Annotated in this window: 15 protein-coding genes; 9 read left to right on the forward strand and 6 right to left on the reverse strand. The window is 65.0% G+C overall.

What is annotated here, in order from left to right:
* Window positions 1-98: 98 nt before the first annotated feature.
* The 5 genes from BST47_RS28050 to dnaA form a co-directional block, all read right to left on the reverse strand.
* On the reverse strand, window positions 99-647 hold the full coding sequence (locus BST47_RS28050; protein ID WP_083129097.1) for a DUF721 family protein: 549 nt from the start codon (window positions 645-647) through the stop codon (window positions 99-101).
* A complete protein-coding gene (recF, locus tag BST47_RS28055; RefSeq protein WP_083129098.1) occupies window positions 644-1825 on the reverse strand; it encodes a DNA replication/repair protein RecF in 1182 nt (393 codons plus the stop codon). Before recF ends, BST47_RS28050 begins: the two co-directional genes overlap by 4 nt.
* A complete protein-coding gene (gene gnd / locus BST47_RS28060) occupies window positions 1826-2719 on the reverse strand; it encodes a phosphogluconate dehydrogenase (NAD(+)-dependent, decarboxylating) (RefSeq protein ID WP_083129099.1) in 894 nt (297 codons plus the stop codon).
* Window positions 2720-2747: 28 nt separating this feature from the next.
* Window positions 2748-3941 (reverse strand): DNA polymerase III subunit beta, encoded by a 1194-nt coding sequence (gene dnaN, locus BST47_RS28065; protein ID WP_207568718.1) that lies wholly within the window; start codon window positions 3939-3941, stop codon window positions 2748-2750.
* 561 nt (window positions 3942-4502) lie between these two features.
* Window positions 4503-5999 (reverse strand): chromosomal replication initiator protein DnaA, encoded by a 1497-nt coding sequence (dnaA, locus tag BST47_RS28070; protein WP_083129101.1) that lies wholly within the window; start codon window positions 5997-5999, stop codon window positions 4503-4505.
* A 566-nt stretch (window positions 6000-6565) separates the two neighbouring features.
* Between dnaA and rpmH the strand changes: the two genes are divergently transcribed.
* The 9 genes from rpmH (at window position 6566) to BST47_RS28115 (ending at window position 12964) form a co-directional block, all read left to right on the forward strand.
* Complete coding sequence (gene rpmH / locus BST47_RS28075; protein WP_083129102.1) at window positions 6566-6709, forward strand: 50S ribosomal protein L34; 144 nt, start codon at window positions 6566-6568, stop codon at window positions 6707-6709.
* Between the two features lie 19 nt (window positions 6710-6728).
* The gene (gene rnpA, locus BST47_RS28080; RefSeq protein WP_083129103.1) at window positions 6729-7085 is read left to right on the forward strand and encodes a ribonuclease P protein component; all 357 of its coding nucleotides are present in this window, start codon (window positions 6729-6731) and stop codon (window positions 7083-7085) included.
* Window positions 7082-7423, forward strand: coding sequence for a membrane protein insertion efficiency factor YidD (yidD, locus tag BST47_RS28085; protein ID WP_083129104.1), 342 nt, complete (start codon window positions 7082-7084; stop codon window positions 7421-7423). The genes rnpA and yidD overlap by 4 nt, the downstream gene beginning before the upstream one ends.
* Window positions 7416-8525, forward strand: coding sequence for a membrane protein insertase YidC (gene yidC, locus BST47_RS28090; RefSeq protein WP_083129105.1), 1110 nt, complete (start codon window positions 7416-7418; stop codon window positions 8523-8525). Before yidD ends, yidC begins: the two co-directional genes overlap by 8 nt.
* A 100-nt stretch (window positions 8526-8625) precedes the next feature.
* A complete protein-coding gene (locus BST47_RS28095; RefSeq protein WP_083129106.1) occupies window positions 8626-9171 on the forward strand; it encodes a Jag family protein in 546 nt (181 codons plus the stop codon).
* A gap of 70 nt (window positions 9172-9241) precedes the next feature.
* The gene (gene rsmG / locus BST47_RS28100; RefSeq protein ID WP_083129126.1) at window positions 9242-9928 is read left to right on the forward strand and encodes a 16S rRNA (guanine(527)-N(7))-methyltransferase RsmG; all 687 of its coding nucleotides are present in this window, start codon (window positions 9242-9244) and stop codon (window positions 9926-9928) included.
* Window positions 9925-10923: a ParA family protein gene (locus tag BST47_RS28105; protein WP_083129107.1), complete on the forward strand. Its 999-nt coding sequence runs from the start codon at window positions 9925-9927 to the stop codon at window positions 10921-10923. The genes rsmG and BST47_RS28105 overlap by 4 nt, the downstream gene beginning before the upstream one ends.
* Window positions 10924-11031: 108 nt before the next feature.
* Window positions 11032-11994 (forward strand): ParB/RepB/Spo0J family partition protein, encoded by a 963-nt coding sequence (locus tag BST47_RS28110; protein ID WP_083129108.1) that lies wholly within the window; start codon window positions 11032-11034, stop codon window positions 11992-11994.
* A gap of 217 nt (window positions 11995-12211) precedes the next feature.
* On the forward strand, window positions 12212-12964 hold the full coding sequence (locus tag BST47_RS28115; RefSeq protein WP_083129109.1) for an acetyltransferase: 753 nt from the start codon (window positions 12212-12214) through the stop codon (window positions 12962-12964).
* 14 nt (window positions 12965-12978) lie between these two features.
* On the opposite strand, the gene BST47_RS28120 is transcribed toward BST47_RS28115, so the two are convergent.
* The gene (locus BST47_RS28120) at window positions 12979-14175 is read right to left on the reverse strand and encodes an N-acetylmuramoyl-L-alanine amidase (protein WP_083129110.1); all 1197 of its coding nucleotides are present in this window, start codon (window positions 14173-14175) and stop codon (window positions 12979-12981) included.
* Window positions 14176-14382 lie beyond the last annotated feature (207 nt).

The following is a 14382-nucleotide window of genomic DNA, read 5'->3' on the forward strand; positions in this document are numbered from 1 at the left end:
GCGCCGTCTGCTGAATTTCTCGCTCCGAGGTGCCTCATGACGCTTGAGAACGTCGCTTTCTGTGTTCTGGCGGCTCTCAGGCAACAGAAATATCGCTTCTATCCGTACGTGTCGCGGGGTCCTCGCCCGGCGATGTGATATCGCCCCTTGCGCCAGGAGGGAGCGACCGGACCGACGATTTTCATCGATTTCACCACGCCGTCGCCGACTGCTGCCGCGATCTTCGCGAGGAGTTGCGCCTGCACCATTCTCAGCTGGGTGGCCCAGGCCGTCGACTCCGCCGAAACAGTGAGCACACCCTCCTGAAGAGACGTCGGCGTCGCGTGGGCCGCGATCTGCTCACCGACGACCGCCGACCAACGACCGAACACCGCACCTTCGGCCACCCGATCCGACCAGCCGCGGTTGCGGGCGAGGTCGCGGGTGAGGGATCCGAGCAACTGCGGGTCGCGCGAATCCGGGCCCGGACCCGACCACCGTCGCCGACTGGTGCCCGCGACCTTCTTGCGCGGCTGCGTGCTGCGGCCGCGGCCGACATCCTTCCCTTGACTGCGGGCGGCGCCGCGAGCTTCCTCCAGGGTCCGCCTGACCAGATCCATACCTTTTAGATGCGCCAGGTGCGCAGGCGGTTCCACGTCGTCGGTCATTTCCCGTCCCCACCGGTTCTGTCACGTACTCCTGAAATCCGGCCGGTGTCGTCGTCGGTCATGACGATTTCGATCCTGGTCGCATCCCAGTCCTGCGGGATGTCCTCGTGGACGGCCGCGGTGACCAAAACCTGTTCCGCGGACGCCGCGACGTTGGCGAGCGCCTGCCTGCGCGCGGTGTCGAGTTCGGCGAAGACGTCATCGAGGAGCAGTACCGGGTCGCTGCCTTCCGCACGCAACAATTCGTACGCCGCCAGCCGCAGCGACAACGCCATTGACCACGATTCACCATGGCTTGCAAAGCCTTTCGCGAGTTGGTCGCCGAGGCGCAACTCCAGATCGTCGCGGTGCGGACCCACGAGACAAACGCCGCGTTCCAGTTCGGCGTCGCGGCGTCTGGCCAGGTCGTCGAGCAGGGCCGCTTCGAACAATTCGGCGCTTCCGGTTCCGGCGTCGGCTTCGCTTTGGATGACCTCCACGCCGCTGCGGTACCGGATGGCCGCCGGCCGCGATGCGGGCGCCAACAGTTGATAGGCCTTCTCCACCTCGGGCGCCAGTTGGTTCACCAGATCGACCCGCGCCGCGATGAGTTGCGCACCGTGGGCGGCGAGGTGTCCGTCCCACACATCCAGGGTGTCGAGCACGCTGCGATCACCCCGGTACCTCGCCCCGGCCGCTGACTTCAACAGCGCCGTCCGCTGTTTGAGGACTTTGTCGTAATCGGCACGGATACCGGCGACTCGCGGACGCCGGGTGGTGGCCAGCTCGTCGAGGTACCTCCGTCGTTCTCCCGGATCGCCGCGCACCAACGCAAGGTCCTCGGGAGCGAACAACACCGCCCGCAGGGCGCCCAGAATTTCGCGCGCGCTGCGAACGGGGGAGCGGTTCAGCCGTGCTTTGTTGGCACGGCCCGGGTTGATCTCCAGGTCGACTGCGAGTTCACGCCCGTCGTTCACCACGATCGTCGAGACCACCGCGCGTTGGGCGCCGGCCCGGATCAGCGGCGCGTCGGTGCCCACCCGATGTGAACCCAATGTCGACGAATACCACAGCGCCTCAATCAGATTCGTTTTGCCAAAACCATTGGACCCCACGAATACGGTTCGGCCGGGATCGAGGTCGATCTCGATCCGTGCCCAGGACCGGAAATCGGTAAGCGCAAGGTTTCTGACGTACAACTATCCAGACTCGCTGATCCTCTGCACGGCATGGCCGCCGAACTGGTTGCGCAGCGCCGACACTGCCTTCATGGTGGGGGAATCTTCCTGGCGCGAAGCGAACCGGGCGAACAGCGACGCCGCGATCACCGGCATCGGCACTCGGTGGCTGATGGCTTCCTCCACCGTCCAGCGACCTTCACCGGAGTCCTCGGTGTATCCGGTGATATCCGTGAATTTAGGATCTTCTTTCAGCGCCTTGGCCAGCAACTGCTGCAGCCACGACCGCACCACCGTGCCGTTGGTCCACGCCTGAATGACCGCCTGGGTGTCTTCGATCAGCTCCTCGGCGGCCAACAGTTCGTAGCCTTCGGCGTAGGCCATCATCAGCCCGTATTCGATGCCGTTGTGGACCATCTTGGCGTAGTGACCTGCACCGACGGGCCCGGCATGGACGAATCCGTCGGCCCGGTCTCCGGGCGGACGCAGGGTTTCGAAGATCGGCATGACCCGCGCGACGTCTCCCTTGCTGCCGCCCACCATGAGGCCGTAGCCCTCGGTCAAACCCCAGATGCCCCCGGACACCCCGGCATCGATGAACGCAATTCCCTTGTCGTCCAACAGCTTCGCGTGCGGTCCGTCCTCGGTGTAGCGGGAGTTGCCGCCGTCGATAACCAGGTCACCGGGGCTCAACACGTCGGCGAGCGACACGATGGTCTCGTCGGTGATGTGCCCGGACGGCACCATCACCCAGACCACACGCGGCGCGTCGAGGGCTTCCGCGAGCGCCGCCAACGTCGGCACGTCGGTGACCTCCGGGCGCGGATCGAAGCCGATGACCTCGTGCCCGCCCTCGCGCAGGCGTTCGCGCATGTTGAAGCCCATTTTACCCAGGCCGACCAAACCCAATTGCATGTGCGCCCCCGTCGTGGCGTCGGGCCGGTCAGCCAGGAAGCCGGACCGGCATCAGAAGGTAGACATAATCGGTCTGCGCCGCGGGGAACGGCCCCGTGTCGCCGACGCTGCCGTCATCTTCACCCGCCGGACGCAACACTGCGGGGCGGCTGGGTGTCGTGAAACCAAATGTCACGCGTTCGGAGTGCAACGAACTCAACCCGTCGGTGAGATACGTCGGGTTGAACGCGATGGTCAACGGCTCACCCGCGAAGGTGACGGGCAGATCCTCTTCCGCGCGTCCGACGTCGTCCGCGCCGGCGGACAACCGCAGCACGTCGTCGGCGAACTCCATCCGCACCTGCGCGCCGCGATCGGCGACCAGGGCCACACGTTTGATGGCTTCGGTGAGCTCGGCGACATTGATCGTCGCGATCGCGGTGTGCTCAGTCGGGAGCAGCTGACGGAACTTCGGGAACTCCGCGTCGAGCAGGCGCGTGGTGCTGCGCTTGCCGTTGCTGCGGATACCCAGCAAGCCTTCCTTGCCGACCTCGGCACCCGAACCCAACGACAGGTGCACATCCGAACCGTCGGCACCGGCCTTGGCCGCTTCGGCCAAGGTCTTGGCCGGAACCAACACCGCGGCCTCCATGTCGGCCGATGCTGTCGACCACGTCAGCTCCCGAACCGCGAGCCGGAACCGGTCGGTCGCCGCCAAAATGACGTTCTCGCCCGAAATCTCGACGCGAATGCCGGTGAGCATCGGCAACGTATCGTCACGCCCGGCCGCCACAGCCACCTGACCGATCGCCTCGGCGAACAGGTCGGCCGAAACGACACCGGTCTCGTCGGGCAGGGTCGGCAACGTCGGGTAATCCTCGACCGCCATGGTCGGCAGCGAGAACCTTGCGCTTCCGCAGGTCAATGACACCCGAGTGCCCTCCACGCTGACATCCACCGGTTTGGCCGGCAGCGCCCGGGTGATGTCAGACAACAGCCGCCCCGACACCAAAACGCTTCCAGGCGAAGCGATTTCAGCCGCCACCTGTACTTCTGCCGATACCTCGTAGTCGAATCCCGAGATCGTCAAACCGTCTTCAGAACCGGTGAGCAGCACACCCGCCAGGACCGGGACCGTCGGCCGGTTCGGCAGATTACGAGCTACCCAAGCCACGGCGTCGGCGAAGTCTTCACGCACCAGACGGAACTTCAAATCGGTGACACCAACGGTTGTTGTCGCCACGTCCATACAGTCCCTTCGATCAAAAACACAACAAGCGCTAAGCAGCGATTTCCTGGTGTCTCAACACGCCTCGAAACGATGCGTAGGGACGACCGTAACGGCTGTCGCTGAACCACCGTAGAGCTTTCGGCCCCAACTTGAAAGCTAATCGATCGCGCCGACATGGGCTTCGGTGAACCGGCTCGGAGAACTGGATTTCAAGTGTTCCCCAGCAGGCTTCTTCTAAGAACTTTCTAGGTAGATATACAAGCAACAGTAATAGGGCCTGTGGACGCTGGGGATGAACGGGCGTCGGTGCTGCGTGCCGGCGGTGGATCGCTGTGGGGTACCTGTGGATCGTTGGGAGGTGAATGTTCGGCGGCTGTGGAAACGGCCGCGGCTGTGAAACAAGCGGCCGGTCATTCGGCGGTTGATCCCAAGTTGTCCACATCGGTGTGCACAGCGCCGGCCTGTGACAAGTGATACCGACGGTGCGGAAGTTTTTTGGAGAAATTTTCGGCGCGCATGGGTGATTCGGTGAAAAGCAACCGGGTTGGTCGCGCGTGAGGGGGAGTCGAGGGGTCAGCGCTTGGAGCGTTGACGGATCCGGGTCGTGAGTTCCTTGACGTGATCGAAGACCTCGCGACGTTCCGCCATCTCGCCGCGGATCTTCTTCTCGGCGTACATCACGGTCGTGTGGTCACGTCCGAACGCCTGGCCGATCTTCGGAAGAGACAGGTCGGTGAGCTCGCGGCACAAATACATCGCGATCTGTCGGGACTGCGCGAGCGCCCGCGTCTTACCGGGACCGCGCAGTTCCTCGACGGTGGTCTCGAAGTACTCGGCGGTCGCGGCCATGATCGCGGCGGTGCTGATCTGCATCGTGCTCGCGTCGGAGATCAGATCACGCAGCACGATCTCGGCCAGTGACTTGTCGATCGTCGTCTTGTTCAGCGACGCGAACGCGGTGACCCGAATGAGCGCACCCTCGAGCTCGCGGATATTGCGTTCGATGCTGCTGGCGATCAGCTCGAGGACATCACCGGGAACATCGAGGCGGTCCATCTGGGCCTTCTTGCGCAGAATCGCGATGCGGGTTTCGAGTTCAGGAGGCTGAACGTCGGTGATCAGCCCCCACTCGAACCGGGTGCGCAGGCGATCTTCGAGGGTGGCCAGCTGTTTGGGCGGCCGGTCGGAGGAGATGACGATCTGCTTGTTGGCGTTGTGCAAGGTGTTGAAGGTGTGGAAGAACTCCTCCTGGATACCTTCCTTGCCCTCGATGAACTGGATGTCATCCACCAGCAGCACGTCGATGTCGCGGTAGCTGCGCTTGAACGAGGCCTTGCGATCGTCGCGCAACGAGTTGATGAAGTCGTTGGTGAATTCCTCAGTCGAGACGTACTTGACTCGCATCCCGGGGAAGAGACGCTGGGCGTAGTTTCCTGCGGCGTGTAGAAGATGCGTTTTGCCGAGGCCGGACTCACCCCAGATGAAGAGTGGGTTGTAGGCGCGGGCCGGTGCCTCGGCGATGGCAAGCGACGCGGCGTGAGCAAATCTGTTGGACGCACCGATGACGAAGGTGTCGAAGGTGTAGCGGCGGTTCAGGTTGACGGCGGTGGAATCCTCGTCCGCGGAATTCTGGACCCGGTTGGAGAAATAGCTGGGCCAGCTTTCCTCGGCGCTTGCCAGTGCCGCCTGGTCTTCGTCGATGTCTTCGTCGAGGTCGACGACCGAGGCGGCCAGCCCGTTGTGGGACTCGTCGGGTTCGTCGCTTTCCGGAGCGGCGATGCGGACACCGAGTTCCACTCGTTGACCGAGTTGTCGGCTCAGCGCGCTGATGATCGGCTCGCGGAGATGACGTTCGATCTCGTTCTGAACGAAAGGTGTCGGAACCGACAGGAGGGCAAATCCCTCGGTGATGACCAGCGGCTTGACCAGCTTCAGCCACGCCCTTTGCTGGGGGGTGAGGACCGGGCCCGCATCACCGTTCGCCACTCCGACCGCTTCGATGTCGCCGTTGAGCTCGGCCACGACCGTGTTCCATACGGCCACGAATGGTGGATCGGGGTCAGCAGTCAATGATGCGTACCCCCTTGCGGCCGTTTCAGGGAAGGCCAAAGTAACGATGACGAACTGTCCACATGGTTATCCACAGGTTGTGGAAACAGGACAGTCGTCTTCGTTCGGTTGTCTACGGGCTGGAACGCCGCTGGCCGGGGCTCGTCACAGCAGTGGTGCGGTCTGTGGGCTCGCGACTTGGTGGGCATCCCCGCTTCGTTGTCTGTCGTCGTTTCGTTATCGAAACGACACTGGCAGAAGCTAACAGTTTTCTTCGCGGGTGCCAACCGTTCTGCAACATTGCGTGTGGGTTACTTTCGCGGCGCGGCGACGTCGTGACGGCTGAGGCGTTTGTAAAGATTTTCAGACCGGTCATGGCGGGGGATAGGGTGGTTTGACCTAGGGAAATCTCGTCAGTACCCTCGAACAGTCGCCCGCACGTGGCGGCACGGCTGCGACCCAGATGTTGTGGAGACCGCGCCGGCTAAGCGAGACGGACGAGCTTACCAACGGGCAACCGCGTTCCACCGGCATGACGTGAGTACCGGTGTGGGCGTTGATGCCGACGGAAACGAGGAGAGACAGCCGTGGCCAAGGGCAAGCGGACTTTTCAGCCGAACAACCGGCGCCGGGCACGTGTGCACGGATTCCGCCTGCGGATGCGTACCCGGGCAGGCCGGGCCATCGTGTCGGGCCGGCGTTCCAAGGGTCGCCGCAAGCTGACTGCGTAACCCGACTCGGGATCTAGCAGTGCTTCCGGCGCGGTACCGGATGACGCGTTCGTCCGAGTTCGGTGCCACGGTCAATCAAGGGGTGCGGGCGGTGCAGCCCGACCTTGTCGTGCACACCATGCGCCATGATGTCGACGACGACGGGCCCCGCATCGGACTCGTCGTATCCAAATCCGTGGGCAACGCCGTGGAACGGCACCGAGTGGCCCGACGGCTGCGTCACGTGGCTCGCACCGTGATCGACGACCTTCAGCCGACCGACCGTGTGGTGATCCGAGCACTACCCGGCAGCCGGTCGGCAGTCTCGGCACGACTCGAACAAGAATTGCGGACCGCGCTGGGTCGTGCGCTCCCGAAGAGCGGGGCGCCGCGATGACGCGATCGATTGCGCGGGCTCTCATCTACGTGATCCAGCTGTACCGGCACATGGTGTCTCCGCTGCGACCGGCATCCTGTCGCTTCATGCCCACCTGTAGTCAGTACGCCGTCGACGCGCTCACTGAGTACGGCGTCGTCAAGGGCGGATGGCTGGCGGTGATGCGGTTGCTGAAATGCGGGCCGTGGCATAAGGGAGGATGGGACCCGATACCGGAACGTGGCGGCGACGCGCATGACTCGTGCGCCGGCGCAGACGAGCACCGGATAGGTCCGGACGCAGCCGACGATGTGTGGGGCACCCAGACATCGCGAGCAGAGAGCGAGACGCGTGTTTAACTGGTTCAGCCTCGACATCATCTACTACCCGGTGTCGGCGATCATGTGGGTCTGGTACAAGGCGTTCGCCTTCATTCTCGGGCCGACGAACTTCTTCGCCTGGGGACTGTCGGTGATGTTCCTGGTGTTCACCCTGCGCGCGATTCTCTACAAGCCGTTCGTCAAGCAGATCCGCACCACGCGGCAGATGCAGGAACTGCAGCCTCAGATCAAGGCGCTGCAGAAGAAGTACGGCAAAGATCGCCAGCGGATGGCGTTGGAGATGCAGAAGCTCCAGCGCGAGCACGGCTTCAATCCGATTCTCGGCTGTCTGCCGATGCTCGCCCAGCTGCCGGTGTTCCTCGGGCTCTATCACGTGCTGATGTCCTTCAACCGGACCCAGACCGGCATCGGCCGGCTTGGGCTGTCAGTGGAGGAGAACGCTCAGCTCGGCAACTACGTGTTCAGCGCCGAGGACGTCCGGCACTTCCTGGATGCGAACCTGTTGGGTGCGCCGCTGGGTGCCACGATGATCCAGCAGCACGGCCTGGAGGCGTTCACCGAATTCAACCGCGTGGCGGTCATCGGGGTCGGCGTGCCGATGATGATCCTGGCCGGCATCGCCACGTACTTCAACAGCCGCGCATCGGTGGCCCGCCAAAGTCCGGAGGCGGCGGCCAATCCACAGACGGCGATGATGAACAAGCTGGCGCTCTACGTCTTCCCGCTCGGCGTCGTCGCCGGCGGCCCGTTCCTGCCGCTGGCGATCATCATGTACTGGCTCGCCAACAACATCTGGACGTTCGGACAGCAGCACTACGTGTTCGGAATGATCGAGAAAGAAGAAGAGGCGAAGAAGCTCGAGGCGAAGGAACGCCGCGCACAGAACGCACCACCGCCCGGGGCCAAGCCCAAGAAGCAGTCCAAGGCCGCCGCCGAACCGGCCGAGATCACGACGAGCGACGGTGTGGAGATGGACGGCAAGGCGACGGAGAACGGATCGTCCGACGGCAAGGCGACCGGGACGAGCCCGGGCAAGACCGCGTCGGGCACCGGCAGCCGAACGCCGCGGCCGGGCGCGACCCCGCGGCCGGGAGCACGGCCCAAAAAACGTAAGCGCTGACCGGCCCACGGTGAGAAGCGCTGGGGTACCTGTGGCCGGGTGGCTGCGGGTGCACCCGAAGACGACCGGTGCAGACCGTAGATGAGGGAGAGACACAAACATGACCGACGCTGATACGACCGAGCGCAGCGAGGAGTTGGCCGGCGACGAAGTCGCCGAAGAGCGCACAGGTTCAGAGGACCTCGAGGAGCGGTTGGTCGCCGAGGGCGAGATCGCCGGCGACTACCTCGAGGAGTTGTTGGATCTGCTGGACTTCGACGGCGACATCGATCTGGACGTCGAGGGCGACCGCGCCATCGTGAGCATCGACGGCGGCAGCGATCTCAACAAGCTCGTCGGCCGCAAGGGCGAGGCGCTTGACGCGCTGCAGGAGTTGACGCGCCTGGCGGTGCATCAGAAGACCGGCGAACGGAGCCGGCTGATGCTCGACATCGCGCGCTGGCGCCGGCGCCGCCGCGACGAGTTGGCGGCATTGGGCGACAAGGTCGCGCGGCGGGTGTTGGAGTCAGGCGAGCGCGAGGAGCTGTCGCCGATGACGCCGTTCGAGCGCAAGATCGTGCACGACGCGGTCGCCGCGGTCGACGGTGTGCACAGCGAGAGCGAGGGCGTTGAGCCGTCGCGCCGCGTCGTCATTCTTGCCGACTGACAAGAGTTACATCTGTGTAGTTCGCCTCGGCGGACCAGTCGGCCCCGCGATGATCCGGAGGATGTTTCACGTGAAACATGACGAGGTGTCGGCAGCGCCACAAGCCGCCGACACCTTGTTCGGTCCCGGGTTGGACGGAGCACGGCGCTACGCTGCGATCTTGGCCGGCGCCGGCGTCGAACGCGGGTTGATCGGGCCCCGCGAGGTCGACCGACTGTGGGATCGCCACCTCCTCAACAGCGCCGCGATCGTCGAGTTGTTACCCCGGAACGCTCGGGTTGCCGACATCGGTAGTGGCGCGGGCCTGCCCGGGATACCGTTGGCGTTGGCTCGCCCCGATCTTCGGGTGACGCTGATCGAACCCCTGCTGCGCCGCAGCGATTTCCTTCGCGAGGTCATCGACGAACTCGAGATCGACGTGACGGTGGTACGCGGCAGGGCAGAGGAGCGGACCGTGCGAGAAGAGGTAGGGGAAGTGGACGCGGTGGCCTCCAGGGCGGTGGCGTCACTGGACAAGGTCGCGAAGTGGAGCATGCCGCTGCTGCGTCCGGGTGGCGAGATGTTGGCCATCAAAGGAGAGCGTGCCGAAGAGGAGGCCCGGGAACACCGGCGTGTGCTGGCGTCTCTGGGAGCCATCGATGTGAGGGTGATTAAATGCTGCGCGGACGTCTTGGATCCTCCCGCGACCGTCGTCGTGGCGCGCCGGCGGAGTCCGGCCGACCACAGGCCGGGGCCGGGGGACGGGAGCCGAGTATGAGTTCCGTTCCGGCGTCGACGCGGCCGGATGCCGGCCCGCTGCCGCACCGCGATGTTTCACGTGAAACGAACCCAACCCATGTTTCACGTGAAACATGGGAGGGCGCGCCCGCGCAGGCCGAACCGTGGCCGGATCCGCCCGCGGTGGATACGCCGATCGGGGCGGAAGCCGAACGCGCCGTGCGCCTGCTGCACGCCGCCGCCAAAGGCGGGCTACCGCGTCCGCAACGGCAACGCGTCTTCACCATCGCGAACCAGAAGGGCGGCGTAGGGAAGACGACCACGGCCGTCAACATCGCCGCTGCGCTCGCGCTGCAAGGGCTCCAAGTTCTGGTGATCGATCTCGACCCGCAGGGCAATGCCAGCACCGCGCTCGGGGTGGAGCACCGGGAGGGCACACCGTCGTCGTACGAAGTACTGATCGGCGAGATCCCGCTGGAGGCCGCCCTTCAGCGCAGCCCGCACAGCGAGCGGCTCTACTGCTTGCCGGCCACCATCGATCTGGCCGGTGCCGAGATCGAGTTGGTCAGCATGGTGGCGCGCGAAGGGCGGCTGCGCGGTGCGCTCGCCAGTCTCAAGAACCACAACTTCGACTACGTCTTCATCGACTGCCCCCCGTCGTTGGGGCTGCTCACCATCAACGCTCTCGTCGCGGCGCCGGAGGTGCTGATCCCTATTCAGTGCGAGTACTACGCCCTCGAGGGTGTGGGTCAGCTGTTGCGCAACATCGAGATGGTCAAGGCCCACCTCAATCCGGAACTCAACGTCACCACGGTGATCCTGACGATGTACGACGGGCGCACGCGGCTGGCGGATCAGGTAGCCGACGATGTGCGCGCCCACTTCGGTGACAAGGTCCTGCGGACCGTGATCCCACGCAGCGTCAAGGTGTCGGAAGCGCCCGGCTACGGCATGACGATCCTCGACTACGACCCCGGCTCGCGAGGTGCGATGAGTTACTTGGACGCCAGCCGCGAGATCGCGGAACGCCAATGAGCGCTTGCACGGTGGGCCCACGCGCATGGGCCCACGCGTCAGCAGGGGACAGGGGACGAGGGCACTCCCCACGCAAGCGGGGGCCCACCCACCGATGAGGAGATCTGGATGACTCAACCCAAAGGCAAGCGCAGCGGTCTGGGCCGCGGGCTGGCGTCGCTCATCCCCACCGGTCCGTCCGATGGTGAACAATCGTCGCTCGGCCGGATGGGTGACGCCGCTGCCGATGTGGTGATCGGTGGACCGGTCAACGTATCGGGCGCCGTGTACCGCGAGATCGATCCGTCGGCGATCGAACCCAATCCAAAGCAGCCCCGCCAGGTCTTTGATGAGGAAGCGCTCGCCGAACTGGTGCACTCGATTCGCGAGTTCGGCCTCATGCAACCCATTGTCGTGCGTGCGTTGCCCGGCGCGGCCACGCCGAAGTATCAGATCGTGATGGGGGAGCGCCGGTGGCGGGCCGCGCAGGAGGCGGGGCTGGCGACCATCCCGGCGATCGTCCGGGAGACCGGCGACGACAACATGCTTCGCGACGCCTTGCTCGAGAACATCCATCGCGTCCAACTGAACCCGTTGGAAGAGGCCGCCGCGTATCAGCAGCTGCTCGACGAGTTCGGCGTCACCCACGATGAACTTGCCTCACGCATCGGTCGTTCGCGTCCGCTCATCAGCAACATGATCCGGCTGTTGCGGCTGCCGATCGCGGTGCAGCGGCGGGTGGCGGCCGGCGTGCTGTCGGCTGGGCACGCCCGCGCGCTGCTCTCGCTCGAGGGCGGAGCAGAGCAGCAGGAGGAACTCGCCGCACGCATTGTCGCCGAGGGGCTTTCGGTGCGCGCGACGGAGGAGGCCGTCACGCTGGCCAACAGCGCCGGCCCGGCGGCGCCCGCGGCGCCCCGGCGCAAGCCGATCCACATGCCAGGGCTACAGGATGTTGCTGAGCGGCTGTCGACGGCCTTCGACACCCGCGTCACCGTCGCTCTCGGCAAACGCAAAGGCAAGATCGTGGTGGAGTTCGGGTCGGTCGAGGACCTACAACGCATAGTTGAACTAATGAGCGCGTCCAACCGCTGACCCCTAACCCGCGGCAGTTACGTCACTGTGACACGTACCCTGGGGAGAGTGCCCGTGCCCGTCGGCCCTGAGTGGAAATGACTGTGTATCAACAGCTTTGGACAATGCCACGGCCGCTCGAGGTTCTCAGCGCAGATCTGGCGCCATCTGCGCCGCGCCCTTCTATCCTGGAGTGGCATCCGTGCACATCGACCCCGTGCGAAACCCGGAGAGGCTAGTGCCGCCACGTATCACGCCCATGCGGCTCGAAGCTTTCGAGCAGCTGCCCAAGCACGCTCGCCGTTGCGTGTTCTGGGAGGTCGATCCGTCGACCCTGCAGGGTTCGCAAGCGGGTGGGAACCAGCTGTGGGACCCCGAGTTCGAGAAGGAAGCGTGGCTCTCGATGGTCATGCTCGAATGGGGTGCGTGCGGGCAGATAGCGGTGCAGTGTCCGGATTCGATGGGGGACGACGCCGTGCCGACCGGCGACGAGGCCTGCCTGGGCTACGCGTTCTATGCGCCGCCGCGCGCGGTGCCGCGGGCCCGGCATTTCCCGTCCGGTCCGGTCAGTGCCGACGCGGTACTGCTGACGACCCTGGGAGTGGAGCCCGGGGATGGCGCAGATGCCTTACCGCGCACTCTGATCGCGGCGGTGGTCGGTGATCTCGTACGTCGTGGCGTGCGCGCGCTCGAGGCGTTCGGCCATACCGCCGATGCGTCCGATCTGACCGACCCGCAGGCGGTGTCGCCGATCCTGCGCCCGATCATCGAGGTGCTGGGGGACTGTTCGGTCGACCAGTGTGTGCTCGATGTCGACGTGCTGCAGGACGCCGGCTTCGTGGTTGTCTCGCCGCACCCGTACTTTCCGCGGCTGCGGCTGGAGTTGGAACAGGGATTGGGCTGGAAGGCCGATGTCGAGGCGGCTCTGGAGCGCCTGCTGGAAAGCGCTCAGCTGCAACAGCCGGTCGGAGCGGGCGCCAGCCCCTGCTAGGGGGCGTGCCAACGCTAGCTCGGGCTGACGCGCCCGGCCTGGTCGACGGAGAGTTCGTGCGCCAGCAGTTCGGCGAAAGTGAATGTGCCAGTAGGCCGATCGTTCTTGCCGAGCAAGTACAGGCGCTTGACCGCGGCCAGGATGCCCTCGGCGATCGAGTCCCGGGTATGGCTCGAGACCAGCAGTCCGCGGTCGCGCGGATTGGTCACGTAGCCGACGTCGACCTGCACCGTGGGCATGCGGGTGAGCCGCAGCAGATCCCAGGTCCGCCCGTGGGTGCGGCAGTCACGTAATCCGGTGCGCGCCACAACTTCTCGTTGAATGAAGTCGGCGAGGTTGCGTCCGATGGTGGACACCGAACCGTGTGAGTTGCCGAAGTGAAACGATGCGACGCCGTTGGCGGCCGGGCTCGGCTGGGTGGCGCAGCGCAGGCTGATCATGAGGTCAGCGCCCACCGTGTTGGCGGTCATGGCCCGTGCGGCGTCGAACGGCGAACGGTTGACGGGGCGAGACAGGAACGTCTCCATACCGATCGCGGTCATGCGCCCCTCGAGCCGACTCGCCAGATCCCACAGGATGTCGGCCTCGCTGATCGGACCGTCGGGGCTCTGCATGATCAACCCGTGGTCGTCGCCCCCGCGGCCCGGATCGATGATGATCCTCTTGCCTGACAGCCGCGGACCGGAGCTACGAACGAGCTCCTCTTCACGGATCGCGTGCGGAGAGCCACCGGTGACGCGTGAACCCAGAAAGTACAAGGAGCGCAACGTTTCTGGGCCACAGATGCCGTCCGGATACAGCCCGTACTCACGCTGGTACGACATCAGCGCGTTATGCGTGTGCAGTCCGAAATGTCCGTCGACCATGTCGGTGTAAAAGCCGAGATCCTGCAGCCGCGCCTGGAGTGTCGCAACGTCGTCGCCGAACATCGGAGCGCCGAACTGATGGTTGAGCGTGCGTGCGCCCAGGCGGTAGGAGGCTTCTTTCAGCGCGCGGTACGTCGCTTCACCGACGATCCCGTCGACCAACAGGCCGCGGTGCTGTTGGAATGCGCGCACCGCATGGTCGAGTTCGCCGTCGAATACGTCGAGCGCGACGTGTCGGCCGGTGGTGATGTCGTCGTCGGGATTCTCGACCATGCCCAAGGACGTCAAAGCAGCCCGGATCTCGGTGACCGCACTTCCGCGGTCACCGCGACGCAGACTCGACATAGGCGGCCTTTCGGTCACGGTTGCCGGCGGTCGCACAACGCCGACACGACGTAATAAAGCTAGACAGCATTGTCTCAGACGGATCTGCGAATCGAGAAAACGCCAGGCGGGTATCCGCCGGGCCCGATTGGGGGCCCACCAAGGCCCACATGGGCCCACAGCGAAGCTAGGGGACGAAGCTAGGGGACGAAGCTAGGGGTCGGGCCC

Source organism: Mycolicibacterium tusciae (assembly GCF_002086795.1).
Taxonomy (GTDB): Bacteria; Actinomycetota; Actinomycetes; order Mycobacteriales; family Mycobacteriaceae; genus Mycobacterium; species Mycobacterium tusciae.

Coding starts and splice junctions, on each gene's coding strand:
- yidD (WP_083129104.1), top strand. CDS start 7,082: ATGACGCGATCGATTGCGCGGGCTCTCATCTACGTGATCCAGCTGTAC.
- BST47_RS28110 (WP_083129108.1), top strand. CDS start 11,032: ATGACTCAACCCAAAGGCAAGCGCAGCGGTCTGGGCCGCGGGCTGGCG.
- BST47_RS28105 (WP_083129107.1), top strand. CDS start 9,925: ATGAGTTCCGTTCCGGCGTCGACGCGGCCGGATGCCGGCCCGCTGCCG.
- BST47_RS28095 (WP_083129106.1), top strand. CDS start 8,626: ATGACCGACGCTGATACGACCGAGCGCAGCGAGGAGTTGGCCGGCGAC.
- BST47_RS28120 (WP_083129110.1), bottom strand. CDS start 14,175: ATGTCGAGTCTGCGTCGCGGTGACCGCGGAAGTGCGGTCACCGAGATC.
- gnd (WP_083129099.1), bottom strand. CDS start 2,719: ATGCAATTGGGTTTGGTCGGCCTGGGTAAAATGGGCTTCAACATGCGC.
- BST47_RS28050 (WP_083129097.1), bottom strand. CDS start 647: ATGACCGACGACGTGGAACCGCCTGCGCACCTGGCGCATCTAAAAGGT.